At 60.9% G+C, this 26,662-nt stretch carries 24 protein-coding genes; 18 read left to right on the forward strand and 6 right to left on the reverse strand.

All coding sequences use genetic code 11. The features are described from left to right. Positions 1–302 precede the first annotated feature (302 nt). From LRO94_RS03150 to LRO94_RS03165, 4 genes are read left to right on the forward strand one after another with little or no spacing between them, the layout of a single operon-like run. Entirely contained in the window at positions 303–1,289 is a 987-nt protein-coding gene (locus LRO94_RS03150; RefSeq protein ID WP_032890384.1) for a sugar ABC transporter substrate-binding protein, read from the forward strand. Further along, positions 1,289–2,812, forward strand: coding sequence for a sugar ABC transporter ATP-binding protein (locus LRO94_RS03155; protein ID WP_179179607.1), 1,524 nt, complete (start codon positions 1,289–1,291; stop codon positions 2,810–2,812). Before LRO94_RS03150 ends, LRO94_RS03155 begins: the two co-directional genes overlap by 1 nt. Then, positions 2,805–3,755: an ABC transporter permease gene (locus tag LRO94_RS03160; protein WP_081797839.1), complete on the forward strand. Its 951-nt coding sequence runs from the start codon at positions 2,805–2,807 to the stop codon at positions 3,753–3,755. The genes LRO94_RS03155 and LRO94_RS03160 overlap by 8 nt, the downstream gene beginning before the upstream one ends. Continuing rightward, positions 3,752–4,678, forward strand: coding sequence for an ABC transporter permease (locus tag LRO94_RS03165; protein WP_032890387.1), 927 nt, complete (start codon positions 3,752–3,754; stop codon positions 4,676–4,678). Before LRO94_RS03160 ends, LRO94_RS03165 begins: the two co-directional genes overlap by 4 nt. On the opposite strand, the gene LRO94_RS03170 is transcribed toward LRO94_RS03165, so the two are convergent. Further along, positions 4,679–6,778 carry a TonB-dependent receptor family protein gene (locus tag LRO94_RS03170; protein WP_179179606.1) on the reverse strand — a complete coding sequence of 700 codons (2,100 nt, stop codon included), beginning with the start codon at positions 6,776–6,778 and terminating at the stop codon, positions 4,679–4,681. A gap of 205 nt (positions 6,779–6,983) precedes the next feature. Between LRO94_RS03170 and LRO94_RS03175 the strand changes: the two genes are divergently transcribed. From LRO94_RS03175 to LRO94_RS03210, 8 genes are all read left to right on the forward strand, one after another. Further along, on the forward strand, positions 6,984–7,319 hold the full coding sequence (locus LRO94_RS03175) for a YceK/YidQ family lipoprotein (RefSeq protein ID WP_099602043.1): 336 nt from the start codon (positions 6,984–6,986) through the stop codon (positions 7,317–7,319). Between the two features lie 133 nt (positions 7,320–7,452). After that, positions 7,453–9,210, forward strand: coding sequence for a carbamoyltransferase family protein (locus tag LRO94_RS03180; RefSeq protein WP_095186089.1), 1,758 nt, complete (start codon positions 7,453–7,455; stop codon positions 9,208–9,210). Beyond that, complete coding sequence (locus tag LRO94_RS03185) at positions 9,194–10,324, forward strand: glycosyltransferase (RefSeq protein ID WP_122682096.1); 1,131 nt, start codon at positions 9,194–9,196, stop codon at positions 10,322–10,324. Before LRO94_RS03180 ends, LRO94_RS03185 begins: the two co-directional genes overlap by 17 nt. Continuing rightward, positions 10,324–11,220 (forward strand): antimicrobial resistance protein Mig-14, encoded by an 897-nt coding sequence (locus tag LRO94_RS03190; protein WP_032890397.1) that lies wholly within the window; start codon positions 10,324–10,326, stop codon positions 11,218–11,220. The genes LRO94_RS03185 and LRO94_RS03190 overlap by 1 nt, the downstream gene beginning before the upstream one ends. After that, complete coding sequence (locus LRO94_RS03195; RefSeq protein WP_179179605.1) at positions 11,217–12,614, forward strand: PIG-L deacetylase family protein; 1,398 nt, start codon at positions 11,217–11,219, stop codon at positions 12,612–12,614. Before LRO94_RS03190 ends, LRO94_RS03195 begins: the two co-directional genes overlap by 4 nt. Before the next feature lie 23 nt (positions 12,615–12,637). Next, positions 12,638–13,594 carry a glycosyltransferase family protein gene (locus LRO94_RS03200; RefSeq protein WP_095186086.1) on the forward strand — a complete coding sequence of 319 codons (957 nt, stop codon included), beginning with the start codon at positions 12,638–12,640 and terminating at the stop codon, positions 13,592–13,594. Positions 13,595–13,644: 50 nt separating this feature from the next. Beyond that, on the forward strand, positions 13,645–14,409 hold the full coding sequence (locus LRO94_RS03205; RefSeq protein WP_099602047.1) for a glycosyltransferase family 2 protein: 765 nt from the start codon (positions 13,645–13,647) through the stop codon (positions 14,407–14,409). Positions 14,410–14,447: 38 nt separating this feature from the next. After that, positions 14,448–15,545 carry a glycosyltransferase gene (locus tag LRO94_RS03210; RefSeq protein ID WP_179179604.1) on the forward strand — a complete coding sequence of 366 codons (1,098 nt, stop codon included), beginning with the start codon at positions 14,448–14,450 and terminating at the stop codon, positions 15,543–15,545. On the opposite strand, the gene LRO94_RS03215 is transcribed toward LRO94_RS03210, so the two are convergent. Next, the gene (locus LRO94_RS03215) at positions 15,534–16,100 is read right to left on the reverse strand and encodes a BUD32 family EKC/KEOPS complex subunit (RefSeq protein ID WP_179179603.1); all 567 of its coding nucleotides are present in this window, start codon (positions 16,098–16,100) and stop codon (positions 15,534–15,536) included. The genes LRO94_RS03210 and LRO94_RS03215 overlap by 12 nt on opposite strands. A 147-nt stretch (positions 16,101–16,247) precedes the next feature. Here LRO94_RS03215 and LRO94_RS03220 point away from each other — a divergent pair, with 147 nt between their 5' ends. The 6 genes from LRO94_RS03220 to LRO94_RS03245 all read left to right on the forward strand — a co-directional run bounded on the left by LRO94_RS03220 (position 16,248) and on the right by LRO94_RS03245 (position 23,159). Beyond that, the gene (locus LRO94_RS03220; RefSeq protein ID WP_122682092.1) at positions 16,248–17,426 is read left to right on the forward strand and encodes an O-antigen ligase family protein; all 1,179 of its coding nucleotides are present in this window, start codon (positions 16,248–16,250) and stop codon (positions 17,424–17,426) included. Positions 17,427–17,435: 9 nt separating this feature from the next. Continuing rightward, on the forward strand, positions 17,436–19,244 hold the full coding sequence (gene msbA, locus LRO94_RS03225) for a lipid A export permease/ATP-binding protein MsbA (protein ID WP_032890412.1): 1,809 nt from the start codon (positions 17,436–17,438) through the stop codon (positions 19,242–19,244). Positions 19,245–19,397: 153 nt separating this feature from the next. Then, positions 19,398–20,102 (forward strand): sulfotransferase family 2 domain-containing protein, encoded by a 705-nt coding sequence (locus LRO94_RS03230; RefSeq protein WP_095186169.1) that lies wholly within the window; start codon positions 19,398–19,400, stop codon positions 20,100–20,102. After that, positions 20,095–20,703, forward strand: a complete 609-nt coding sequence (gene cysC, locus LRO94_RS03235; RefSeq protein WP_179179602.1) for an adenylyl-sulfate kinase — start codon at positions 20,095–20,097, stop codon at positions 20,701–20,703. The genes LRO94_RS03230 and cysC overlap by 8 nt, the downstream gene beginning before the upstream one ends. Before the next feature lie 103 nt (positions 20,704–20,806). Then, positions 20,807–22,231, forward strand: a complete 1,425-nt coding sequence (gene hldE, locus LRO94_RS03240) for a bifunctional D-glycero-beta-D-manno-heptose-7-phosphate kinase/D-glycero-beta-D-manno-heptose 1-phosphate adenylyltransferase HldE (protein ID WP_032890418.1) — start codon at positions 20,807–20,809, stop codon at positions 22,229–22,231. Beyond that, complete coding sequence (locus LRO94_RS03245) at positions 22,224–23,159, forward strand: NAD-dependent epimerase/dehydratase family protein (RefSeq protein WP_179179601.1); 936 nt, start codon at positions 22,224–22,226, stop codon at positions 23,157–23,159. The genes hldE and LRO94_RS03245 overlap by 8 nt, the downstream gene beginning before the upstream one ends. A 51-nt stretch (positions 23,160–23,210) precedes the next feature. Here the strand turns inward: LRO94_RS03245 and LRO94_RS03250 are convergent, their stop codons facing one another. Genes LRO94_RS03250 through LRO94_RS03265 form a run of 4 tightly spaced genes read right to left on the reverse strand, consistent with a single transcriptional unit; the run spans position 23,211 to position 26,587 of the window. Then, positions 23,211–24,170, reverse strand: a complete 960-nt coding sequence (locus LRO94_RS03250; RefSeq protein ID WP_032890421.1) for a hypothetical protein — start codon at positions 24,168–24,170, stop codon at positions 23,211–23,213. A 41-nt stretch (positions 24,171–24,211) separates the two neighbouring features. Next, on the reverse strand, positions 24,212–25,024 hold the full coding sequence (locus LRO94_RS03255) for an aldo/keto reductase (RefSeq protein WP_179179600.1): 813 nt from the start codon (positions 25,022–25,024) through the stop codon (positions 24,212–24,214). After that, positions 25,021–26,196 carry an NAD(P)/FAD-dependent oxidoreductase gene (locus tag LRO94_RS03260; protein WP_179179599.1) on the reverse strand — a complete coding sequence of 392 codons (1,176 nt, stop codon included), beginning with the start codon at positions 26,194–26,196 and terminating at the stop codon, positions 25,021–25,023. The genes LRO94_RS03255 and LRO94_RS03260 overlap by 4 nt, the downstream gene beginning before the upstream one ends. Before the next feature lie 55 nt (positions 26,197–26,251). Further along, positions 26,252–26,587: a DMT family transporter gene (locus LRO94_RS03265; RefSeq protein ID WP_032890426.1), complete on the reverse strand. Its 336-nt coding sequence runs from the start codon at positions 26,585–26,587 to the stop codon at positions 26,252–26,254. Positions 26,588–26,662 lie beyond the last annotated feature (75 nt).

Here is a 26,662-nt window from a genome sequence, read left to right on the forward strand (position 1 = left end):
CTTGCCCCGCGCTGGTCTGCGCAGCAGCCCCACTAGAAGCACCGCAGTGCTTCAGGTAAATCGCAGCGGCTGGTTTTGGGGCCGCTGCGCAGCCCAGCGCGGGGCAAGCCCGCTCACCACAGTTATGGTGCTCTCCTTAAGTGTTGTGTCAGCAACAGTGCTTGGGCATTTGTGAGTGAAGAACGACAGCGCTTACGCACTCAGTATTTTCTATCCGACTGATTTTTATAGATAAAAAACATGGCATGGCCTCTGCAAAGTCTCCTGGTGAACCCTTTCACCAGCCGCCCGCGGAGCCTTGTATGCCTTCCAGCCTTTCCTCGCTTACCCGTTTGATTTGCCTCGGCGTTGCTGTGCTGCTGGGCCACGCTGCCGTCGTCCACGCTGCCGAAGGCGATGATGCCGTGCCGTCCCTGGCCGGCAAGCGCATTGCGGTGAGCATGACCGGCACCAGTCATTATTTCGATATCAAGGCGTTCCAGGCCCAGGTGGATGAGATCAAGCGCCTGGGGGGGACGCCGATCACCCTCGACGCCGGGCGCAATGACAAGAACCTGGTGACCCAACTGCAAACCGTGGTCACCCAGAAGCCCGACGCGGTGATCCAGACCCTCGGCACCCTCAGCGTGATCGACCCGTGGCTCAAGCGCATCAGCAAGGCCGGGATTCCGCTGTTCACCATCGATGCGCCGTCGCAGTACAGCCTCAATAACACCACTTCGGACAACGTCGCCACCGGCAAAGCCCTGGCCGATCAACTGATCAAGGACGCTGGCGGCAAGGGCAAGATTCTGGTGTTCAACGGCTTCTACGGTGTGCCGGTGTGTGCGATTCGTTATGACCAGTTGAAGCTGGCGCTCAAGGATTATCCGCAGCTGGAAATCATCCAGCCCGAGCTGCGCGATGTGATCCCCAATACCGTGCAGGACGCCTACTCCCAAGTGTCGGCGTTGCTCAACAAGTACCCGGCGGGCAGCGTGTCGGCGATCTGGTCGGCCTGGGATATTCCGCAGTTGGGCGCGAGCAAAGCGTTGATCGATGCCAAGCGCACCGAGATCAAGACCTACGGCGTCGATGGCACCCCCGAAGTGCTGGCGCTGCTCGGTCAGGCGAACTCGCCGGTGGGCGCAGTGGTCGCGCAGCAACCGGCGCTGATCGGCAAGACGGCCGTGCAGAACGTGGCGCGCTACCTGGCCGGGCAACGTGACCTGCCTAAGGAAACCCATGTCGCCACCTTGCTGACCACCGCCGGCAACCTGGCACAGGTTCAACAGTTGCGGGGTGACTGATGGCGGCATTGCACCTGCAACACCTGCGCAAGCGCTTTGGCGCCACCCAGGCGCTGGATGATGCGAGCCTTAAGGTCGAGCGCGGCAGCATCCATGGGCTGGTGGGCGAGAACGGCGCGGGCAAGTCGACGTTGATCAAGATACTCGCTGGTATCCACACGGCCGACGCCGGGCAGGTGAGTATCGACGGCCAGGCCTATGCAGCGCTGTCGCCGCGTCAAGTGGACGCATTGGGCGTGCAGTTCATCCATCAGGAACGCCTGCTGCCCGCCAGTTTTACCGTGGGCGAAGCGCTGTTTTTTGGGCATGAGTTGCGCCGGGGGCCGTTTGTGGACCGGCGGCGGCAACAGCGTGAAGCGCAGCGCCTGCTGACGGAATACTTTGACCTGCAACTGCCGCCCGGTGCCTTGGTCGGCGAGTTGAACAGCGCCGAACGCCAGGTACTGCAAATCACCCGGGCGCTGATTCGCCAGCCGAAGATCCTGGTGTTCGACGAGCCCAGCGTGGCGCTGGTCAAGCGCGAGGTCGACCAGTTGCTGCGCATCGTCAAGCGCCTGCGCGACCAGGGGCTGTCGATCCTCTACATCTCCCACTACCTGCAGGAAATCGACAGCCTGTGCGATGACGTCACGGTGCTGCGCAACGGTCGGGATGTGGCGGTGGTGCAGCCACGGCACACGTCGAGCGCAGAGATTGCACGGCTGATGGTCAACCGCGACGTGCAGGAGATGTACCCCAAGGCCAAGGTCGAGTTGGGGGCGCCGCTGTTGCAGGTGCGCGGGCTGAGTCTGGCACGGCGTTATCGGCAAATTGACCTGGAGGTGCGGCGCGGAGAAATCGTCGGCCTCACCGGATTGGTCGGTTCCGGCGCGAAGGAATTGTTCAAGACGCTGTTTGGTGTCGAGCGGGCCGACAGCGGCAGTGTGCATCTGGACGGGCGCTTGCTGCGCCTGCGTTCACCGGGCCAGGCGATTGCCGACGGCATCGCGCTGGTGCCCGAGGAACGGCGCAGTCAGGGCATCTCGCCGGTGTTGTCGGTGCTGGAAAACCTGACACTGGCGGGGCTCTCGCGGTTCAGCCGCTGGGGCTTGCTGAGCCGGCGCAGCGAGCAGATGGAAACCGCGCGGTTGATTGAAGAGCTAGCGATCAAGACGCCTGGGCCTCACGCGGCCGTTAGCCAACTGAGTGGGGGTAATCAGCAGAAAGTCGCCCTGGGTAAATGGCTCAGCCGCCGCTCGGCGGTGTACCTGCTGGATGAGCCCTGTGTGGGCGTGGACGTGGGCGCTAAGGTGGAAATCTATCGCCTGATTGGGCGCCTGGTAGAGGAGGGCGCAGCGGTGTTGGTGCTGTCATCGGATTTGCAGGAATTGCTGGGGATCAGTGATCGAATCCTGGTGCTGCATCGCGGCGAGATTGCGGGTGAATTTCGTGCGGGGGAGGCTGACAGCGATCAGTTGCTCGCCTGTGCTACAGGCGCCGTGCCCGCTGCTGCTGTGCCGGTGCGGGAGGTCGAGCATGCTTGAGGTACTACTGAGACGGGGTTCGGTGGGTGTATTCCTGGCGATTTTGCTGGGGTTTGCCCTGGCGGCGCCGGGGTTTCTGTCGCTGGGCAACGTGGCCAATGTGTTCAGCCAATCAGCGATTCTCGGCGTGCTGGCCTTCGGGTTGACCTGCGTGATTATCGGCGGCGGCTCGAATGTGCTGGCCGGTGGGCTCGACCTGTCGCTGGCGGCCAATCTGGGGTTGTGCGCGGCCGTGTTCAGCCGCCTTAACAATGCCGGGCTGGAGCTTTGGCTCACCCTGCTGCTGACCTTGGGCTGCGGCCTGGCAGTCGGTCTGGTCAACGGCTTGGCCGTGGTGTTGCTGCGCTTGCCGCCGCTGTTGGCCACACTGGCGAGCATGAATGTGCTGGCGGGACTGGAATTGGTGCTGACGGAAAATACCGTGGTTTCCACCGACTCGCCGTTGCTGGACGTGCTCAGCGGCGGCAGTTGGCTGGCGGTGCCGGCACTGGCCTGGGTGTTGCTGCTGACGGCCGGGTTGCTGACCCTGTTGGTCCAGCATTCGGCCTACGGCCTGCGCCTGCATGCAGTGGGTGAATATCCCCAGGCGGCGCAAGCAGCGGGCATTCGCGTACGGGCTTATGGGGTGTCGAGTTACGCGCTGTCGGGGCTGTGCGCTGGTGTGGCGGCGTTATGTTCGGCAGCGTTTTTCAGCGGCAGCACTACGGGCTCCGGTGACATGTTGCTGTCGGTGGTAGCGATTGCCTTTCTGGGCGTGGTGTTTTCGCGGCGGCTGGTGGCAAGTATTCCTGGGACGTTGTTGGCGGCGTTGCTGATCGGTTTTCTGATCAATGGATTTCAGCTGCTCAACCTGTCGAATTTCTGGGTCAACGGTGTGCAGGGCGTGCTGATCCTGCTGGTGGTGGCCGCGTCCAGCGCATTGAACCGGGGAGCCGGCTCATGAACCCACGCGTTTTACTGCCGTTGACGTTGCCGCTGGTATTCGCGGTGATCGTGTTGGTGTTTGCCTTGCAGGCGCCGGGCTTCCTGAGCGGCGGCAACCTCAAAAGCCTGGTGCTGAATAACTTCGTGCTGCTGGCGATTGTCGCCATAGGCATGACATACGCCGTGGCGGCCGGTGGCATCGACCTGTCAGTGGGCACGGCACTGGATTTCGCCAGTTTCAGTTTTGTGGTGTTGCTCAATGGTGGGCATGGCTGGGCAGTTGCCGCGACCGGGGCGTTGGTCGCGGCCCTGTTGGTCGGTGTGGTGAATGCTGGGTTGATCGCCGGCCTGCGGATCAGTCCATTCCTTGCCACCCTGGGCACGCTGTTTATCGGCACCAGTGCCCAGCAATTGCTCTCGGACGGCGGCCAGCCTATCTACATCAGCCAGGGTGTGAAGCCTGAACTGATCGGCCTTACGCCTTTGCTGATCGTGCTGGGACTGGCGTTGTTCTATGGCCTGGTATTGGCGCGCGGACGCCTGGGCCGCGAACTCCTGGCCCAGGGCACCCAGCCGCTGCTGGCGTATTACTCAGGCTTATCGGTGCAGCGAATCGTCACCGTCGTGGCCTTGGCGACTGCCTTGGCCTGTGGCGTGGCGGGGGTGTTGCTCAGTTCGACGGTCAGCGCCTATGTGCCGCTGTCGGGCAATGCGTTTTTGCTCAATGCCATCGGCGCGGTCTTTATCGGCACCACCTTAAGCCGGCAGGGGCGGGCGAATGTTCCCGGAACCCTGCTGGGGGTGTTGTTTATCAATGTGATCGCCAACGGCTTGCTGCTGATCGGCTGGAATTTCTACTGGCAGCAAGTGGCGACCGGCGTGCTGATTTTTATGGTGCTGGCGTTCAGCTTTGCCAGTCGCCGGTTGCTGGAATCCCGCTGATCAGAACTGGTACTCGGCACCTGCGCCGGCGTACCACGAGCGGCCCGGTGCCGCTTCGTAGTAGCGACCGTTGCTGTCGCCGACGATGACTGAGCCGACGTACTGGCGGTCCAGCAGGTTGTCCAGGCGCAGGGTCTGGTGGAAGGTCCAGTGCTCGACTTTCTGTTCGAAGCGCGCGCGCCAGTTGAACACGCTGTAGCCCGGCGCGGCGTGCTGGCTGTTGGTGTCTTCGACGTAGACCTTGCTGCGGTACATGCCCTCGATGGCGGTGCTCACCCAGTCGCGGGGTTTCCAGTTGAGTTCGGCGAACAGCGTGGTTTGCGGTACGCCAGGGAGGTAGTTGCCCTTATCGACGGCGGTACTGGTGCCGCTGACGAAGTCGCTGTCGTAGGTGGCTTGCAGGCGGGTATAGGCGAGGCTGGTGGTCCAGTGTTCGGCGAGTTGGCTTTCGAGGCCCAGTTCGAAGCCGCGGCGCAGGGTGCGGCCGGCGTTTTGATAGGTGGTGCGACCGCCGCTGGATTGCTGCACCACCAATTCGTCTTCGGTGGTGATCTGGAAGACGGCGGCGTTGAGGCGTGTGTCCTGGCCGATGCGTGCCTTCAGGCCTACTTCATATTGCTTGCTGACTGAAGGCTTGAGCGCGAAGTTGAAGCCTCTGGATGTGCTGGAATACGCCGATTCGGCCTGGGTCGGGGTTTCGAAGCCTTTGCCCGCGCTGACATAGCCGTGCAAGTCGGGGGTGAAGGCGTACATGACACTGACTGACGGCGTGTTCTTCTGGTAAGTCTTGCTGCCGCTGTCGTTTCCGTCGCTGAGGAAGCGGTCATCCACCTCCATTTTCATGGTGCTGTGACGCAAACCGGCTTGCAGAGTCCAGTCGCCCAGCAACCAGTTGGCTTGCACGAACGGGTCGAGGCTGGTGGCGGTGTCGATTTCATCGCGGCCCAAGGCGCCTTTGACGCCGTGCACGCCGTTGACGGTGTTGGAGTAGCCCTGGCGATCATCCTCACTGCGGTCGTAGTCCAAACCTGTGATCAGGGTCAGGTCGCCAGGGGCGCTGGCAATGGGTTGCAGCCAATGGACGGAGCCACCGTAGAATTTTCGGTCGAAGGCGACCACGCCGCCGCGAGCGTTGGCGGGATTGGCAATGCCGCTGGTGAACCTGTCCGGAATCGACAAGTACTGAATCACACTCCTACGGCCCGTGTAGGCATTTACCTGCAACGTCGCATCGCCGATGTAGCGCTCGTAATTCATCCCCAATTGCTGGTGATCGATGCTTTTGCGCGTGTTGTACGTCAGCGCATTACTGCTCACAGAGCGCGGGTCCGCTTTGTACGCTTCCCACGTTTGCCCCAGCGGGTCCTGAGTGCCGTTCTGTTCCAGGCTGCTGTAGATCAGCGCCAGTTTGCTGTCGTCATCGGGCTGGACATTGAGCTTGGCAAAGGTCTGGTCCCGGCGTGCGCTGCTGTGGTCGCGGTAGCCGTTGGTGTCCATGCGCGACGCGTCGAGCACAAAACCTGCGCCGTTGGTCGCGCCTTCGGCGCTCAGGTGGTTTTTGTTCAGGCCGTCGCTGCCGATCAGGGTTTCGGCGCCGATACGTGGCGGGCCTTCGCCGTCGCGGGAGAACATCTGGATCACGCCGCCGGCGTTGCTGCCGTACAAGGTGGCGGCCGGCCCACGCAGCACTTCGATGCGTTCGGCGGTGTCGAGGTTGAATGTGGCCGCCTGGCCCTGGCCATCCGGGGTGCTGGCGGGGATGCCGTCGGCGATCAACTTGATGCCGCGTACGCCAAAGGCCGACCGGGCGCCAAAGCCGCGTGAGGAAATCTGCAGGTCCTGGGCGTAGTTTTGGCGGTTCTGCACCACCAGGCCGGGCACGCGGGACAGGGCTTCGGAAGCGTTGATACCCAATTGGCCGTCGCTGATTTGTTCGCGGCTGACACTGTCCACCGAATACGGCAGGTCGAACGTCGGGCTGACGCTGCGCGAGCCGGTGACCACGCTGGGATCGAGGACCAGGGGCGCATCGTCGGCCAGGGCGGTGGTGCACAGGCCTAGCAGCAGAACGGCAAGGCGAGTGGGGATAATTGGGGTCATGATGAGGCCGGGTCTATGGCGCAACGCGAGTGATTGGCGTAGGCGTAAAAAGTGCGAGTTTAACGATTCAACCCTTGTTTTGCCGAATTCGTTGCAACTGGTCAGAACCGGAAGCGTCCTACGCTAGGCGTCGGTTCCGGATGCCTGAGCCGCGGGTTTCGCAGTGCTAGCTTTTCGCTCCCTGAATTTAAAAGAAGAATTAGATATGCGGACCCCTATCGTGCGGTTGTTGGTGTTGGTGGGCATGACGTTAATCATGGGCGGCTGCGGAACGGTCACCACGGTGTTTCGTGGTGATGACGTCACCGTGCGGGAACTCAAGGGGAAAAAAACCTATTGTCAGTCTGTTCCGCGTGTCTACAGCGGCGTGGCGTATGACTTGTGCGTGCTGCATGGGCCGGCGAATTCTGCCGATGGGCTTTCGCTGAACGGAATTCCCTGGGCTGTTCTCGATGTGCCGGTATCCGGTGTTCTCGATACGCTCATCCTGCCCTACACGATCTACCGGCAACGTGCTGACGGGAGTGTTGAGCTTCGCTAACCCCTTGCGGCTAGCAGTTTCCCATCATTTTTAAGCTATAATCCCGCCCTTTAGCTGTTTCCTGCCCAGGTGGGAAGCACACTTTTTTCAGGCGCAACCCGCCTGCATGCAGACTAAAAGAGGCTAGACCCCAGTGGCATTGACGATTCTTGGCCTGTCCGGCGCCCTTAGCCATGATCCTTCCGCAGCCTTGTATATCGACGGCAAGCTGATCGCGGCCGCCGAAGAAGAGCGCTTCGTACGCGACAAACATGCAAAGAACCGCATGCCCTACGAATCGGCGAAGTTCTGCCTGGAACAGGCCGGTATCAAGCCTTCCGACGTTGACGTGGTAGCGATCCCGTTCGCCCCGATCAGCCTGTTCGGCGAGGCACGTTGGCACTACGCCAAGCGTTACTGGTACGCCCCGGACCGCGCCCTCGACGCGATCCTGATGGGCAACCGTCGCTACAAACGCTATCGCAACAAGATCGTCTGGTGCCTGGAGCAACTGGGCTTCGATCCGAAGAAAATCAAGATCGAACCGGTTGAACACCACCTGGCCCACGCTTCCAGCGCCTACCACTGCTCCGGCTTCCAGGAGAAGACCGCGATCCTCGGGATCGACGGCAAGGGTGAGTACGCCACCACGTTCTTCGGCTACGGCGAAAACGGCAAGATCCACAAGATCAAGGAGTTCTACGATCCGGACTCCCTCGGCGGCCTGTACGGCGCGATCACCGAGTTTCTCGGTTTCGAGATGCTCGACGGCGAGTTCAAGGTCATGGGCATGGCGCCGTACGGCGACGCCAGCAAGTACGACTTCTCGCGCCTGGCCTCCTTTGAGAACGGCGAGCTGGTGATCAACACCGACTACGCCAACGTCATCGGCCTGCGCCGGTATAAAGAGAAGGGCAAGGGCTTCTACTTCTCGCCAAAACTGATCGAGTGGCTGGGTCCGAAGCGCGAAGGCGACATCGCCGACGAGCCTTACATCCACTACGCCGCGAGCATGCAAGCGCTGTTCGAGAAACTGGCCTTGCAGATGATCGACCACTATCTGGGCGACATCCTCAAGGACACCGGCAAGCTGGCCTTCGCCGGCGGCTGTGCACTGAACGTCAAGCTGAACCAGAAGATCATTGCCCGCGACGACGTGAAAGAGCTGTTCGTGCAGCCTGCGTCCGGCGATGCCGGCACTGCGGTTGGCGCGGCGGCCTATGTGTCTCACGCCCGTGGTGTGCCGGTGGAGAAGATGGAGCACGTCTACCTCGGCCCGTCTTACAGCAACGAAGAGGTGATTGCTGCGTGCGCCAAGCACGAGAGCAAACCGGTGTGGCGCAAAATCGAAAACATGCCCAAGCGCATTGCCAAGATCATGGTCGATGGCAACCCCGTGGCCTGGTTCCAGGGCCGCATGGAGTTTGGCCCGCGTGCGTTGGGTGGTCGTTCGATCATCGGTTGCCCAAGCGCGACCGGCGTGGCTGACCGCATCAACCACCAGATCAAGTTCCGCGAGCGCTGGAGGCCTTTCTGCCCGTCGATGCTCGACACCGTGGCCCCACAGATGATCAAGGTCGATCACCCGGCGCCGTTCATGACCTTCACCTTTGAAGTGTCGGAAGAATGGAAGACCCGCGTACCGGAAGTGGTCCATGAAGATGGAACCTCCCGCGCCCAGGTCCTCAAGCGCGAATACAACCCGCGCTACTACGACATGATGAAAGAGCTCGAAGTGCTGACCGGCAACGGCGTGTCCCTGAACACCTCGCTCAACCGTCGTGGCGAAGCAATGATCTGCTCGCCGAAAGACGCGCTGGACATGTTCTTCGGCTCCGACCTGCAGTACCTGATCATGGAAGACATCCTGGTCGTCAAAGACGGCGTGGACCCTTATGACGCGCTCGGCTGACCGCCACGTCCTGCAGTTCTGCCATGGCTATGACGGGCCGTTCCTGGACTGCGCACGGCAGTACGCGAGTCTGTTCGCAGGCTCTGGCTACAAAGTGACCACGGTGTTTCTCACCGGGGTCGCTGACCCTGCTGTAGCGGCCGGGTGTGCGTCCGATGAAGTGTTGTTCATGGAATTCAGCTCCAAAGCCATTCGTGGCTTGAAGCTGGGTGCCATCCGTGAACTGCGCAAGATCGCCGCGTCGCGCAATTTCAGCTTTTGTATCGCCCACCGGTTCAAGCCGATCTATATCGCCTTGCTTGGCACGCGGTTGCCGGTCATCGGCGTGCATCACGCGTTCGGTGATTACCTGCGCGGCAGCCGTAAGCTGTTTGCCGGGATCTTTCGCAAGCGCCTGAGCTTGCTGGGGGTTTCCGACGCGGTGCGTGACGACATGCGCCGCTGCCTGCCGGCCTGGCCCGCTGCGCGCATCCAGACGTTGTATAACCGCATTGATGTCGACGCTTTGCAGGCCATCCAGGTGCCTGTGGATGAGGCACGCGATGCCTTGGGCCTGTCGCCGGATGAGTGGGTGGTCGGCAATGTCGGCCGCCTGCACCCGGATAAAGACCAGGCCACGCTGCTCAAGGGCTTTGCTCTGGCATTGCCGCACTTACCGGCCGAGAGTCGCTTGGCGATCCTTGGCACCGGGCGCCTTGAACAAGCGCTCAAGGATCAGGCTCGTGAGCTGGGGATTGCCGACAAGGTGCTGTTCCTCGGCCAGGTGCCGGATGCGCGTCGGTATTTCCGCGCATTCGATGTGTTTGCCCTGAGCTCCGATCACGAACCGTTCGGCATGGTGCTGCTGGAGGCCATGGCAGCCGGCGTACCGTTGCTGGCCACGGCCTGTGGCGGAGCGAAGGAAGTGGTCGAAGGCGTCGGTATTCTGTTTCCCTTCGGCGACGCCGAACATCTCGCGCAGGGGCTGCGGCACCTGGCCGGGATGGATCAGCACCAGCAACGGCAGTGTGCCGAGATGATGCTGGAACGCCTGCGTACGCGTTTCTCGGATCAGGCGGTACGCGATACCTTCTGGCAACTGCCGCACGTTATTGAACTGACCGCGGGGGCTTGATGCTCAATCGATTTCAAGGCTGGCGCGAGCGCGGCTGGTCCGTCGTCGACGCGCGTGCGTACAACGACGCCTGGCAACGTTTTGGCGGCAGTGTCGCGACCCATCCTCAAGTGATCGAACGTCTGGCCGGGTTGGCCGATATCCCGGTGCGTTACCTGGCCTGGGAGCAGGGCGGTGAACTGCAGGCGTGCATCGCCACCTGGGGCCGCGACCTTGCGTTGTCCAAGGACGTACTCAAACAAAAGGGCAAGAAAGGCCTGTTTGATTTGGGTAACGCCGAGTTGATCCTGCCGGCCGCCGCGAACACCCAGGCGCCGTTGCGCCACCGCGCACGCTACCTGTCGGTCCTGAACGAAGGCCGTTTCAGCGGCCTCAAGCCCCAGGCCGAGCAACTGGCCATGGCCCGCACCCCGGAAGAACTGTCGAAGAAATTCCGCTATAACCAGCGCCGCGAACTGCGTTTGCTCGAAGAGGCAGGCGGTGTCGTGCGCCCGGTCAGTGAGTTTTCCAGTCAGGAATTGGCTGCTATCTACTGCGATCTGTTCCTACGCCGCTGGGGATTTGTCGCCACGGGCGCCGAGCGTATGGCTGAAGTGATCGAGCTGTTGCGCGAGTGGCTGATCGGCTCGGTTATTTTTCTCAACGATGCGCCCATCGCTGTCCAGTTGGTGTACCGGGTCGAATCGCCCGAGTGGATCAGCGTGGAGTACGTCAACGGCGGTGTCGACCCTGAAACCCGCGCGTTCAGCCCGGGCAGCGTCCTGAGTTTCCTCAACACCCAAAGCGCTTGGGAACAGGCGCGTGAAGTCGGCAAGCCGCTGCGCTTTTCCTTCGGGCGTGCCGACCGTGAGTACAAGGACCGTTGGTGCAACCCCGTGCCGGTGCTGACCGTATGAGCCGTAAACAACAATTGCTCAAGCGCCATCGGCGCAACAAACGTGTCGCCGTATTGATCGGCCTGTTGCTGCTGGTGGTGATCGGTGTCTGGGTTGCCTGGTGGCTGCCGCTGGTACTCGGAGTGCTGGCCTGGATCGCCCATGAGGCGTGGTTTGCCGACCATCTGTTTTATGCCCCCGGCGAAGACTATCAATACCGTTTTTCGGCGGAAGCCGAAGTGGCCGGGGTTCGCTTCGAAGGCGGGCAGCTGCGGGTTGATTCACCCCTGCAAGCCGATGCGACCTTGGTATTGGCCATCAAGATCAAGAGCGGTTGGTTAGGTCGCTTTCTGGATCCGGCCATTGAGATTACAGGCGGTGACAGCACTGATCGCCAGGCTTTCGAGCGCGGTGTGAACGGCATTCGTTATCTCAATCTCAGTGGCCTGGCGCCCGCCCTGGCGGCGGGCGAGTTGCGTTTGCGCGGGCGCTTTTGCACGTTGCACGGCGCGCCCCGGTTGTGGGCTTGGGGCAATCCGGAGTATTCAAAACAGCGGGTGATGGTCATCGCGCCCCATGCCGACGACGCCGAGCTGGCCGCTTTTGGCTTATACAGCCAGGCTGAAAAACCGTGGATCGTGACCCTCACCGCCGGTGAAATCGAAGCCGAGCATTATCAGCAAATGGGTCTGGACCCGGTCGAAGCCTCGCGTATCAAGGGCCGCCTGCGCGCCTGGGACAGCATTGCCGTGCCGCTTTGGGCCGGTGTGCCGCAGGCGCATTGCGTGCAGTTGGGCTACTTCTGCCTGCAATTGCCGGCGATGCGCGCAACGCCTGATCAGCCAGTGGCCTCGCGCGAAGCTGAGCTGTCGGATATCCGCCTGTTTCGCCAGTTCAATCCGTTCCCGTTGCCGGCGGATGTTGACGGCCTGCCGACCTGGAACAACCTGCTGGCCGATCTGCGCCAGTTGCTGCTGACGGCACGTCCCGAAGTGATCGTATTGCCGCATCCAGTGCTCGACCCTCACCCAGACCATATCTGCGCGCAGCAAGCGGTGGTCGAGGCGTTGCAAGGGTTGGAATGGCAGCCGACCGTCGTACTGGGTTACGCCAACCATCTGCATGACAACGACCGCTGGCCCATGGGTGACGCGGGCGCCGGTATTGCCTTGCCGCCGCTGTTCGACGATACGCTTGAGCTACGCCCGTGCAGCCTGCCACTGTCGTTGGCGCAGCAGCGTGACAAGGCCATGGCGCTGGGCATGATGCATGACCTGCAGCCCGCTCCGCCGTTCAAGCGGCGTATGCGCCGCTGGCTGCAGCGGGTGTTGGCGGGCCGGGCGCGGTCGCCTTATGGTGAGAACGAGTTTTTCCGCAAAGCCGTACGACGGCATGAGTTGTTCTGGCGTTTGTGAAGGCATTTGTGAAAGGGAAAGTCATGAAAGTTTTATTTCTGGTGCAGAAAGAGCAGCGTGCGATTCTGGATCGCTTGTACGAAGGCATTGCCGAGCACTGCGAGTGTGATACCCGCTGGCTGAGCAGTGATGAGCAGCGCAACCTGCGCGGTTACTTCAAGCGCGAAGTCGACGTGACGCGCTATGACCGCATCGTGTTCTTCCTGCGCTTCAAGCAGGAAATCCGCCAGGCCGGGTTCATCCGTACGATCCCGAATCTGGTGATCCTCGAACACGATGCCTACCAGAACTACATTCCCTGCAAGTACACCGGTAAATTCAGTGCCCACTACCGTCGTTTGCCCTGGGCACGGGTGATCAGCTCGGGCCACATGGTGACCGAGCGCCTGCGTGCCGAAGGCTTTGATGCGGTGTTTGTGCCCAAGGGTTACGACCAGGCGCTCTTGCAGCCCCAGGGGCTTGAGCGCGACATCGAGCTGGCATTTGTCGGCAGCACCAACAGCGTGGCCTATAGCGGACGCAAAGCGCTGCTCGATGAGTTGGCACGGGTTGAGCCTTTGGTGGTCACGCGCACCAAGTCGGGTGAGGAGTACTGCGCGACCCTCAACCGGATTCGCTTTTTCGTCAGCGCCGACGTGGGCATGGGCGAGTACATGATCAAGAACTTCGAAGCCATGGCCTGCGGGTGTGTGCTGCTGGCGTTTGACCAAGGGGCTGCGGAGAACGAGGCCCTTGGCTTCAAGGACATGGTCAATGTGGTGTTCTACAAGGACATTCCACAGTTGCAGCAAAAGCTCTCGCAACTGCGCGCCAACCCGCAACTGGCTGCAGAGATTGCGCGCAACGGGCAAGACCTCGCCGTCAGCCAGTTCAGCTTTGCGCGCATCGGGCAGCGTATTGTTGAAGCGCTGAAGCCGCCGTTGCGGCCGCGTGCTCCACTGAGTTTGCTGGAAACGCTGCGCCTGAAACTGGGCGTGTGACATCGGACGCATGGCAGCCAATGATGGCTAAACAACCTATCGAGACTTGAATGCAATTCTCCGATCAGAGCGACATAACCCTCGTCGTGACCAGTTGCGGCCGCTTCGATTTGTTGAAGCGTACGCTTGAGAGCTTCGACCTGTTCAATACCGCAGACATACGCGAAGTCTTCATTACTGAAGACTCTGGCGATGAAGCGGTACGTCTCGCGATTCCCGAGCACTGGCACAGTCATTGCACTTTTTTGATCAACCGTCCGAAGCTTGGGCAACTGGCTTCCATCGACCTGGCCTATGGATCGGTCAAAACCCCCTACATCTTCCATTGCGAAGATGACTGGGCGTTTTACCGGCCTGGGTTTGTCGAAGATTCCAAGGTGGTGCTGGAGCAGCGTCCCGATATCCTGCAAGTCTGGTTGCGTAACTTTGTCTACGATTTGCAGGTGCACAGCCCCTATATCCACCGTGGGCCACGCGAGGTGATTGGTGGCGTACCGTGTTATCCGTTGTTGTCTGAGAAACCTGAATGGCAGGGGTTTTCTCTCAACCCCGGCCTGCGGCGTATCAAGGAATACTGGTTGTGCGCACCTTACGCCGGGTTCGAGGGTGAGAAGGGGCTTTCCAAGCGGTACGCCCAGTTGAATCTGCCTGCCGTTACCCTGGAAGGCGATGCGGTGTTGCACACTGGCTTTGGCTTGCATGTGTCGACATCAGAAGAGCGCGCGACCAAAGCACGGCGTAAGCGCAGAGAGCGGGTGAAGCTGGCAGTCATGCTGAGCCTGGGGCTGGTTATCGGGTGGGCGATTCCCTGGTAATTCCAACACGCGACAACAACGCCTCATAAGGTTTTGCGATGAGTATTCTCAACATCATGTGGGCCGGTGGTTCTGCATTTGCTTCGGTGCAGAAGGTTCATCGGCAGATACTGTCCCGCGCCGACAGCGGCGTACCGATTCACACCTGGTTGCTTCAAGGCAGTGCTGATTCGAGTGACGGCCTGGTTGAACAGGCCGTGGAGTGGAACCTCTCTTCCGCCAGGCTCAAGGGGCGGCACCTCTGGAAATGGTTGATGCCCTTGATGCGTGCACGCTTCCAGAAGGCCCTGCCTGAGGATGTACAGGTTGTGCTTCTTGATGGGGTCGGTGTTGCGCGGGTGCTTTTGCCCGTGCTCAAGCGTTTGCCGAACGTGCGTGCGGTGGTGATTTTTCATGGTGCCACGCGCTTGCGGCGTGCAGATCAACAGTTGTTCGATCAATTCCCGGCGTCCCAACTGACGCTGACGGCCGTCTCGAAAACCCTCGCACACTCGCTGGAGCGTTCTCTGCAACGGCCAGTGACGGTGCTGCGCAGCGCCTTTGACCCGGCCGTTTTTCGCGCTGCGGCGCTTTCCCGTGAGCAGGCGCGATCCCGTCTGGGCTTGCCGTTGTCTGCCACGCCCGTAGTGGGGGCGGTTGGTCGACTGGTAGACGGCAAGGGGTTTGCCTGTTTGTTGGAGGCCTTTGCCCGTGCGGCGGCTGATCAGCCCGATGCGCGCCTGGTGATCCTCGGCGAAGGGCCAGCGAGGCCCGGGCTTGAGGCACGTATCGCAGCGCTTGGCTTGCAGGACAAAGTGTCGCTGCCTGGGCATCTGCCTGATGCGGCCAGCCTTTACCGGGCGTTTGACTGGGTTGCCATCCCTTCGACGGAAGAAGGCCTGGGGTTGATTCTGCAAGAGGCGGTGATGGTCGGCGTGCCCGTACTGACCAGTGAACTGGCAGTGTTCCGCGAGCAACTGGGGGATGCCGGTTGGTACGCCCCGGCAGACAATGCCGCGTTTTGGGGCGAGCTCCTGACCCGCGCGTTCGCGAGTTCGGGTGAGGAGGTTGTCGAGGCTCAGTCGCGGGCGTTGGCGCCGGAGCAAGCCTGGAATGAATTCAGTGAAACCACCCGGCGTCTGTTCTCATGCACCTAGCAGCGCTTGCTCCAGTGCCTGCATTGGAAAGCGTTCGTTCAGCTTCTCGCGCGCAATATAGCGGGCGAAATGCTGCAGGTTGCGCCGCGCCAGTGCCGGGCTCAACGGCGCGCGCAGGAAGCGCATGTCTGCTACGTCGATCAGGCCCATCTGGTTGTCCGGCGTGACGACGATGTTGCCCAGATGCAGGGAGCGAAAGTAGATGCCGGCAGCGTGCAAGCGGCGAATCAGCGCCACCAGCGGGTCCAGGTTCTGCTCCCAGTCAAAGCCTTCTTTGTTGGCAATCTGGCGCAGTGTCTCGCCCGGCAGCGGGCTATACAGCACAGCGGTCATGCCTGCAGCGTCCAGTTGGAAGTACTCAAGGACGGTCAGGGTTGGAATACCGCGTTCTTGCAGCTTGACCGCGTTATCGATGAAGCGCTTTGAGTAGGGGCGCAACAGTGCCGACGAAAAAAAACGTTTACGACGAAACAGTTTAAGAATGTTCCCGTCCGTCAGCAGGTAGACTTTGGGCCCGTAGCTGTCCTTTTCCAGGATTCTGGCGCCTTCAATCATCGTGTTTAGCGTGGTTTGGGGGAGCCTTGAACATTGCATCGTCGGAAAGCCTTGTTGGAGTCACGGGCACAGTGGTCGGCAATGATGCCGAAAGTTTTTAGTTTTAACCATGCCAGGTTGGCAGGTTGGCCGTATTAGGAGCGGGTGATGCAAGCAGGTCGTTGGGCGCGCGGATGGATGTGTTTTGGGTTGTTGTGGTTTTTGCTGGCGATAGCGTTCGCGCCGACCAACAAAGTTTATCAACAGGGGCTGGCGCTCTTTCTGTGGCTGCCGGCGCTGGTGTTTGCCTGGTCTGCCCGTGAGCAACTCAAACAAGTCTGGCGCGCTCAGCGCTGGATCTGTCTGGCACTCGCCGCGCTGGCGGCATGGGGCTTGATCAGCCTGTGGTGGACCAATGCCGAAGACGGCTCCCGCGAGGCCAAGCGCCTGCTCTATATCGGCGTGTTCCTGTTGTTCTTTCCGATACTCGCCGAAGCTCAGCCCCAGCGCGTGATTCGTTTGATGCAGTGGGGCGGCTTTGGTCTTGCCTTGTCGTCGCTGCTGGCCATGATCAAGTTCTATGGCATGGAAGGGAACGTTTGGTACGCGCGTCTTGAAGGGCTGGGTCAGTTGTCTCACCCGATCCTGGGCGCGTATGTGATTGGTCTGGCTGCCGTGTGGTTGCTGCACTGGATGCCGCGTGAGCGCTGGATGCAAGTAGCCTGCATGGCGGCGATCGGCTTGCTCGGCCTGTTTGTGGTAGCCAGCCAAAGCCGCGGCGCCGCATTGGCCCTGTTTTTGAGTGTGGTGGCCATGCCGCTGTGGTGCCGAGACCGGCGCAGCACCCTGATTGCCATTGCGTCAGTGGTGGCAGCAGTGCTGGTATTCCTGTCGATGCAGTCGTTGATGCTATCCCGTGGCGCGTCCTTCCGGCCGCAGATTTTTATGGCAGCGATGCAGATGATTAGCGAGCGTCCCTGGACGGGCCTGGGCCTGGGTGGTGATTACAACCTGTTCTGGGGGGACTACCGTTTCGATCACTCCCACAACCTCTTCACCCATGTGACCATCGAGTTGGGCCTGCCAGGCCTGATCCTGTGGTCGGCGGTATGGTTCGGCGTGCTGTGGCAAGCCTTGAAAATGCGCGACACCCCTTACGGCAAGGGCATTATCGGCATGTGGGTGTTCTCGTCCCTGGCGATGCAATTCGATGCGGCAAGCCTCACAGGCACTCCTCGGGCCGAGTGGTTCATCACCTGGTTGCCGGTTGCGCTGGCCAGTGTTTTGGTCTGGGCGCGGGCCAAACCCGACGTGTGTGATAAAGTTCGCGTCCTACCCAATCAGTGAGCTCGACACATGAGTGACGCACCGCCCAAAGCGGACCAGGAATCCAGCCTGAAAATTTATTTCCGGCTGCTGGGCTATGTGAAACCGTACCTCGGCATGTTCCTGCTGAGTATCGTGGGCTTCGTGATCTTTGCTTCGACCCAGCCAATGCTCGCCGGGATTCTCAAGTACTTCGTGGATGGCTTGAGCAATCCCGATGTGGTGTTCCTGCCCAAGGTTCCGTTTTTCAAGGACCTGAAGTTGCTGATGGCCGTGCCGCTGCTGATCATCCTGATCGCCGCGTGGCAAGGCCTCGGGTCTTTCCTGGGCAACTACTACCTGGCCAAGGTTTCCTTGGGGCTGGTGCATGACCTGCGGGTCCAGCTGTTCAACAAGCTATTGGTGCTGCCTAACCGCTACTTCGATACCCATAACTCGGGGCACCTGATCTCACGCATCACCTTCAACGTGACCATGGTCACCGGCGCTGCCACGGATGCGATCAAGGTCGTGATCCGCGAAGGCCTGACAGTGGTGTTCCTGTTCGGTTACCTGCTGTGGATGAACTGGAAACTGACCCTGGTGATGCTGGCGATCCTACCGCTGATCGCAATCATGGTCGGCAGCACCAGCAAGAAATTCCGCAAGCAGAGCAAGAAGATCCAGGTGGCGATGGGTGACGTGACCCACGTCGCCTCCGAGACCATCCAGGGCTACCGTGTGGTGCGCAGCTTCGGTGGCGAAGACTATGAGCAGCGTCGCTTTGCCGCCGCCAGCCAGGGCAACACCGACAAGCAATTGCGCATGAACAAGACCGGTGCGGTCTATACGCCGATGCTGCAGCTGGTGATCTACACAGCGATGGCCGTGTTGATGTTCCTGGTACTGCTGTTGCGCGGTGACGCCACGGCAGGCGATCTGGTTGCCTACATCACCGCGGCGGGCCTGCTGCCCAAGCCGATCCGCCAGTTGTCGGAAGTCAGCTCGACGATCCAGAAAGGCGTGGCGGGTGCCGAGAGCATCTTCGAACAGCTGGATGAAGTGCCTGAAGTCGACGGCGGTACCGTGGAGCGTGATCGCGTTAGCGGTCGCCTGGACGTGCGCAACCTGAGCTTCACTTACCCAGGTACTGAACGCGAGGTGCTCAAGAACATCAGCTTCAGCGCAGCCCCTGGGCAGATGATCGCTCTGGTTGGCCGCTCAGGCAGCGGCAAGTCGACCCTGGCCAGCCTGATCCCGCGTTTCTACCATCATGAAACCGGGGAAATCCTGCTGGACGAGGTTGAGATTGAAGACTACCGCCTGCGCAACCTGCGCCGGCATGTAGCCCAAGTTACCCAGCACGTGACTCTGTTCAACGACACCGTGGCCAACAACATCGCCTATGGCGACCTGGCCGACGCGCCGCGTGCCGACATCGAGAAAGCTGCGGCCGATGCCTACGCCATGGACTTCATCTCGGAGCTTCCAAAAGGCCTGGACACCGAGGTCGGTGAAAACGGCGTGCTGCTCTCCGGTGGTCAGCGCCAGCGTCTGGCAATCGCCCGGGCCCTGCTGAAAAATGCCCCGCTGCTGATCCTGGATGAGGCGACATCGGCGCTGGATACCGAGTCCGAGCGGCACATTCAAGCTGCGTTGGATAAGGTCATGAAAGGTCGCACCACCCTGGTGATCGCGCACCGTTTGTCCACTATCGAGAAAGCCGACCTGATTCTGGTGATGGACCACGGTGAAATTGTCGAGCGTGGTACGCATGTCGAACTGCTGGCCAAAGGCGGCTACTACTCGCGGTTGCATGCGATGGGGCTGGACGAGCCGGTCGCGAACAACATCACCTGATCCGACGGGGCGCGCAATGCGCCCCGTTGTTTGTATCGAGTTCCTTACAGGGCTTGACCAAAGCCAAATAATTCGTTGCCTATCGTTTGTTATGTTGGCCTTCTCGATTCGAATGACGAACGAGAGGGCTAACCTTCTTGCGTGGGTAATGGAATGTTGCAACGTCTGTTCTGGAAAATGCTTCCCAAGCACCAGAGGGTGTTTCTGCTGGGGCGTTTGTCGGTGGTTGACCGTCAGGCGGTGAACAAATCCCTGTCTGGGGTGACCACCCTTAATCCCGCGTTCGAGCGACACAAATGCGTGTTTATCCATGTGCCAAAATGCGCCGGCAGCAGCGTGTGCTCGGCGCTTCTTGATGGCCGCTGGCCGGGGCATCTGCCGTATTACTGGTATCAGCAGCAGTTTCCCGAACACTGCGAGCGCAGTTTCAAGTTTGCCTTTGTGCGTGACCCGCTGGAGCGGGCTTACTCGGCCTACACGTACTTGCGCGGCAACCACATGGGTGCCCGCGACGTGCAAGCCCAGGCACTGGTCAGCAGCTACCGTGACTTCGACCAATTTGTGGCCGGCTGGCTGCACCCGGACAACCTGCGCCGCCAACTGCATTTCGCGCCCCAGACCGACTTCCTGGTTGATCACCTGGGCGGGATGGCTATGGATTTTCTCGGCCGTCAGGAATCGCTGGAACAAGATTTCCAGCACCTGTGCGAGCGCCTCGGCGTGACCTCATCCCTGCCACATCTGAATGTTTCACTGGGGCGGCGCAGCGAGCCGGTCAGGGCGTTCTGCTCGGTGCGTACGCGCCGTTTGGTCAGGCGCGCCTATCAGCGTGATTACGAGGTGTTGGGTTATGAATAACCAGTCGCTTGCCAGTGAGTCCGCTGCCATTCGTCCCTTTGCCCTGTCGTTGTCGGCGGCGGCACGGGCCGCGCTCAAGCATCAACAGCCGTGCTGCCTGTGGTTGACGGGGTTGTCCGGTTCCGGCAAGTCGACCCTGGCCAATGCCCTTGAGGTGCAACTCAACGAGCAGGGCCGGCACACCTTTGTGCTCGATGGCGATAATTTGCGCACAGGGTTGTGCAATGACTTGGGCATGAGCGATGCGGCGCGCAAGGAAAATATCCGGCGCATTGGCGAAGTAGCGCGGTTGATGGTCGATGCGGGATTGATTGTGATTGTGTCAGCGATCTCGCCGTTCAGCGTCGACCGAGCAACCGCCAGGGCGCTGTTCGGGCCGGGGCAATTCTTTGAGGTTTACGTCAGCACGCCGTTCGACGTGTGTGCTCGGCGTGACCCCAAGGGCTTGTACCGAGCGGCGTTGGATGGGCGTATCAAAGCGTTCACCGGTTTGGACAGCCCCTATGAAGCGCCGAGCGCGGCTGACTGTGAGATCAATACCGATGAGGTCGAGCTGGCCGATGCCGTTGAGCAGATCCTGACGGTTTTGTTTAAAAAATAACCAGTTTTGGCGCATGGCGCATTGCGGATAAAGCTCTCGAACTAGGCAGCGCTCACCCTGTGCTAATATCGCGCCCCTGTTCATTTTGTATGTGGGTTGCTCCATGAAGTTGTCCATGCCGCGATTCGATCAAGCCCCTGTCTTGGTGGTCGGCGATGTCATGCTCGACCGTTACTGGCATGGCGGTACCTCACGGATTTCCCCTGAGGCGCCGGTACCGGTAGTCAAGGTCGAGCAAATCGAAGACCGTCCGGGTGGCGCTGCCAACGTTGCCCTCAATATTGCCGCCCTCGGCGCCCCGGCCTCCCTGGTGGGTGTGACCGGCGACGACGAAGCCGCCGACAGCCTGGCCAACAGCCTGCGCGGTGCTGGTGTGCGTGCGCTGTTCCAGCGCATTGCCCACCAGCCGACCATCGTCAAGCTGCGGGTCATGAGCCGTCACCAGCAGTTGCTGCGTATCGATTTCGAAGAACCCTTCGCCACCGACGCCTTGGCCCTCAGCGGTCAGGTCGACGAGTTGCTCGAAGGCATCAAGGTGCTGGTGCTGTCCGACTACGGCAAAGGCGCATTGAAGAATCACCAAGTGCTGATCCAGGCCGCCAAGGCCAAGGGTATCCCGGTGTTGGCCGATCCCAAGGGCAAGGACTTCTCGATTTACCGGGGCGCCAGCCTGATCACGCCGAACCTCAGCGAGTTCGAAGCCATCGTCGGCGGTTGTGCCGATGAGCACGAACTGGTGACCAAAGGCGCGGCACTCATGGCCGATCTCGACCTCGGTGCCTTGCTGGTAACCCGTGGCGAGCACGGCATGACCCTGCTGCGTCCAGGCCACCCGCCGATGCACCTGCCGGCGCGGGCCCGTGAAGTGTTCGACGTCACCGGCGCCGGAGACACCGTGATTTCTACCCTGGCCGCTTCCATCGCGGCCGGCGAAGAGCTGCCTCACGCCGTGGCCCTGGCCAATCTGGCGGCGGGCATCGTGGTCGGCAAACTGGGTACCGCTGCCATCAGCGCACCTGAGCTGCGCCGCGCCATCCAACGCTCCGAAGGCTCGGAGCGCGGTGTGCTGACCATCGAGCAATTGCTGCTGGCGATTGACGACGCTCGCGCGCACAACGAAAGCATTGTGTTCACCAACGGCTGCTTCGACATCCTGCACGCCGGCCACGTGACTTACCTGGAGCAGGCGCGCGCCCAAGGCGATCGCCTGATCGTTGCGGTCAACGACGACGCTTCGGTCAGCCGCCTGAAAGGCCCTGGCCGTCCAATCAACAGCGTCGACCGGCGCATGGCCGTGCTGGCTGGGTTGGGTGCAGTGGACTGGGTGATCAGTTTCCCTGAAGCGACCCCGGAAAATCTGCTGGCTCAGGTCAAGCCGGACGTTCTGGTCAAGGGCGGCGACTATTCCGTCGACCAGGTGGTCGGTGCAGATATCGTCAGCGCCTACGGCGGCAAGGTCAAAGTGTTGGGTCTGGTTGAGAACAGCTCGACCACGGCGATTGTCGAGAAGATCCGCAATAATGAGTAAGGCTGATCCGTTGGTTCTGATCACCGGTGGCGCGGGCTTTATTGGCTCGCACCTCGTGGATGCCTTGCTAGCTAAGGGCTACGCGGTGCGTGTGCTGGACAACTTGTCCACAGGCAAATGCAGCAACCTGCCGTTGCACAACCCGCTTGTCGAGCTGCTCGAAGGTGATGTCGCCGATGCCGGGCTGGTTGCGCGTGCCGCTGTTGGCGCAACGGCGGTGGTGCACCTGGCGGCGGTCGCGTCCGTGCAGGCCTCGGTGGATGATCCAGTCAGCACGCACCAGAGCAATTTCGTCGGTACCCTGAATGTCTGCGAAGCCATGCGCAAGGCAGGCGTCAAGCGCGTGGTCTTTGCATCCAGCGCAGCGGTGTATGGCAACAACGGCGAAGGTGCTTCGATTGACGAAGAGACTACCAAGGCGCCGTTGACGCCCTATGCGTCCGATAAGCTGGCCGGCGAGCACTACTTTGATTTCTATCGCCGCCAGCATGGTCTGGAACCGGTGATTTTCCGCTTTTTCAATATCTTCGGGCCGCGCCAGGACCCGTCGTCGCCATACTCCGGCGTGATCAGTATCTTCAGCGAACGTGCACAGCAGGGTTTGCCGATTGCCGTGTTTGGCGATGGCGAGCAAACCCGCGACTTCATGTACGTGGAAGACCTGGTTGACGTGTTGGTGCAGGCGATCGAAGCGCCGCAGGCTCCTTTGGGGGCGATCAACGTGGGCTGGAACCGTACCACTACGCTCAAGCAAGTGCTGCAGGCGCTGGAAGAAGCGGTGGGCTCCTTGCCATCCGTGACTTACGGGCCGGCGCGGTCGGGGGATATTCGGCATTCACGGGCGAACAACCAGCGCTTGTTGGCGAGTTTCACGTTGCCGGAACCTACCCCGCTGAAAGTCGGCCTGGAACGACTGCTTAACGGCTAACCATCAATTCAATGTGGGAGTGGCAATCCCTCTCCCACATTGGAGTGCAGTTTAGCCCTTGGCCTTTTTCTTCGGCACGATCTTGCGCAACACGCGCCGCGCCAATCCCTTCAACTTCGACTCCTTCTCCGGCTCCGCCAGGCCTTGCTGTCTCAGCCAATCCTTCCAGCGAATGCGCTCTTCCCGCACCAGCCAGCCTTCCTGCTGGGCGAAGCTTTCCGCCAGGTACAAACCCCGCGTACTGGCCGGGTACAGTTGGTCTTTCTTCACGGTGTACAGTTCGGGAAGGGGCTGGCCGTCTTTTAGCGGCATCAGGTACAAGTCCGGACGCTTGCGGTCCAGGCGCGCAACCAACTGGTCGCCTTCCAGGCGCTCATCCACATGGAACAGGCTCAGCGACTTGGCTTCCTTCGGCACTTCCAGGCGAAGGTCGTAGATCAATTGCAGCGATGCCGTGGGCAAATGCACATAGGCCCGTGGTCGTTCGATCAACTGGGTGGTGGCGCAACGCACCGGGCGGGCCGCACCGGATAGCGGGCTCAGGCGAAACGGCAGCGCTTCGCGGTAATGCAGCGCCGCGGAGTAGGGCGCCGGCAGCCAGGTGTCATTGAAGCGCCCGCCGAGCCAGCCTTCGGGTGTTTCCAGCAGGCACTCTTCAGCAATCTCCTGGATGGCGGTGTGCAGTGGCAAGTTCAGCTCGTGGGCCGGGACGTAGCCGGAGATCAGCTTGAGCACCACATCCCCACGGTCCTGGCGACGCTGGCGCACCAGCACCCAGTAATCGCGGTTTTGCCAGTGCAGGGTCAAGCGTACCGACACGCCGAGGTTGGCCAGCTCCAGCACGAAACGTTCCGAGTCTGCCACCTCCACCGGCTTGCGCCGTTGCAGGGTCTGGGCGAAGTTGAGCGGCATGCCCACGCTCTGATAGCTCAGGCCTTCAGGGGTGGCTTCGACGTGCAGCGGCAGTGTTTTAAAGTTGCTGGGGTTTTTTCTTATGAGCGTTCGCGGCATGTCGGCTCCTTTTTGCGACGGGGTCGGCCGCGTGGGCGGCATCAGAGTTGACGAATGACCTTGGCAGCGGTCGCCACGTTATGGGCCAGGTGCAGCGGATTAATGGTCCCGACAATAGCACTGGCGACGCCGGTTTGCGCAAACAACAGCATGAAACTGGCATGTATTGGATCCATTCCGGGCTCCAGGCAAACGTGGCCGCTGGCCAGCGCCTTTTTGACCAAGATGCCCTTGCCATGGGCCGCTGCATAATCAATGACGGCTTTCTCCGCCTGTTCGTTCAAATTGTAGGTGACCATCGCGCAATCACCTTGTTCCAGAGCCTTCACGCCGCCTTCGACGGTTTTGCCGGAGAAGCCGAAACCGCGAATCTTGCCCTCTTTTTTCAGTTCTGCGAGGGTCTGGTAGACCTCGCACTCGTTGAGGATGTGCAGGTCGTTACCATCGGAATGCACCAGCACCAGGTCGATAAAATCCGTTTCAAGTCGTTTCAAGCTGCGCTCAATGGACAGCCGAGTGTGGGCGGCACTGAAATCGTGCTGGGAGACACCATTTTCGAACTCTTCGCCTACCTTGCTGACGATCACCCAATCCTTACGTTGGTCGCGTAACAGCGGCCCCAGGCGTTCTTCGCTGCGCCCATAAGCCGGCGCGGTGTCGATCAGGTTGATGCCAAGCTGACGAGCTTGGCGCAGTAGCATTCGCGCTTCGTTGTCATCCGGAATCTGGAAACCGTTGGGGTATTTAACACCCTGGTCGCGGCCCAGCTTGACGGTGCCCAGGCCCAGCGGCGATACCAGAATGCCGGTGCTGCCCAAAGGGCGATGCAGGTCGTGCAAAGTTGGCAGGCTCATGGCAACAGTTGCTCCCAAGCTGGAGCGCCGAGGGCGGGTTTTGGCAGGTCCGGCAGCGGTTCAGCTGCGCTTGGACGGATGCCGTCACGTTCGAGGCTGTTAATTACCCGATCGGCGAAGTCAGGCGCCAAGGCCAGTTTGGTCGGCCAGCCCACCAGCAGGCGACCTTCGTCGGCGACAAAGGCGTTGTCGGGACGGCTGAGGCCTGATTGCAGCGGTTCGGCGCGGTCGACGCGCAGAGTGGCCCAGCGGGTTTGGCTCATGTCGATCCAGGGCAGCAATTGCGCGAGTTCTTTCTGGGCGGTGGCGATTTGTTCCTCGGGCGTACGTGCAACGCCGTCGGCCTCGGCAATATCACCGCCCATGTACCACACCCAGTTGCCATCGGCAGCCGGGTGGGTGGTCACGGTGATACGTGGCTTGGTGCCGCCGCCCAGACAGTGAGCGTACAGCGGCTTCAGGCCTGGGCCTTTGGCGATGATCATATGCAGTGGACGTTTTTGCATGGCCGGATTGTTCAGGCCAAGGGTGCTCAGCAGTTCAGCGGTGCCGCCACCAGCACTCAAGACAATGCGCTGGGCGCGGATTTCACGGCCATCCACCTTCAAGCCCACCAGCGTGTTGGCGTCCAGCAACGGTTCGATATGTTGACCAGCAAGCAAGCCGTCACCGGCAAGCTGCGCGAGGCGTTCGATCAGGCTTGGTACATCAACCACCAACTCGGCCAGGCGATACACCTTGCCCTTGAAGCGGCGGTCTTGCAGCGCCGGTGGCAGGTCGTCGCCCTTGACCTGATCGACACGGCCACGCACGGCCTTGCTGGCAAAAAAACTGGTGAGGTTGCCGGCGAGGGTGCCGGGGGACCACAGGTAATGGGCTTCGGACAGCAAACGCACGCCCGACAGGTCCAGTTCGCCGTTGCCCGCCAAGGCTTCACGCCAGCGGCGCGGCATGTCGGCAATCGCTTCGGAGGCGCCGGTAAGGGCGCCATGAAGGGCGTATTTCGCACCGCCGTGAATAATCCCCTGGGACTTCACGCTTTGCCCGCCACCCAAGGTGGCGCTCTCCACCACCACCGTGGAAAACCCCTGGCGGCGCAGGCGCGCATTCAGCCAGAGGCCGGCAACCCCGGCGCCGACAATCAGAACGTCGGTGGAAATAACGGATGGCATGGGCGACCTCAGTGTTCAAGACAAGAGGCGCAGTATACAGGCTGTTGAGTAGCGGTCAGTGCCCGGCGGTTTTCGAGAACAACTGGATGACCACCACGCCCAGCACAATCAGCCCCATCCCCAGCATCGCCGGGACATCCAGCTTCTGCCCATAGATAAACAGCGCCGCGATACTGACCATCACGATACCCATCCCGGCCCACACGGCGTAGGCCACACCCACCGGCACTGTGCGCACCACCAGCGTCAGCATCCAGAAGGCCACGCCGTACCCGACGACTACCAGCAACAACGGGATCGGCGTGCTCCAACCCTTGATGGCTTTCATCGAGACGGTAGCGATCACTTCCGAGCAAATGGCGATAGCCAGGTAGTAGTAGGCAGGGTTCATGGCGTCAATCCTCGGTGTACAGCGCACTTGATAAGGTCGGCATTTTAGGGCTTTACCAGATGGGGTAAAGTCATT

Source organism: Pseudomonas sivasensis, from assembly GCF_021391435.1.
GTDB lineage: Bacteria > Pseudomonadota > Gammaproteobacteria > Pseudomonadales > Pseudomonadaceae > Aquipseudomonas > Aquipseudomonas sivasensis.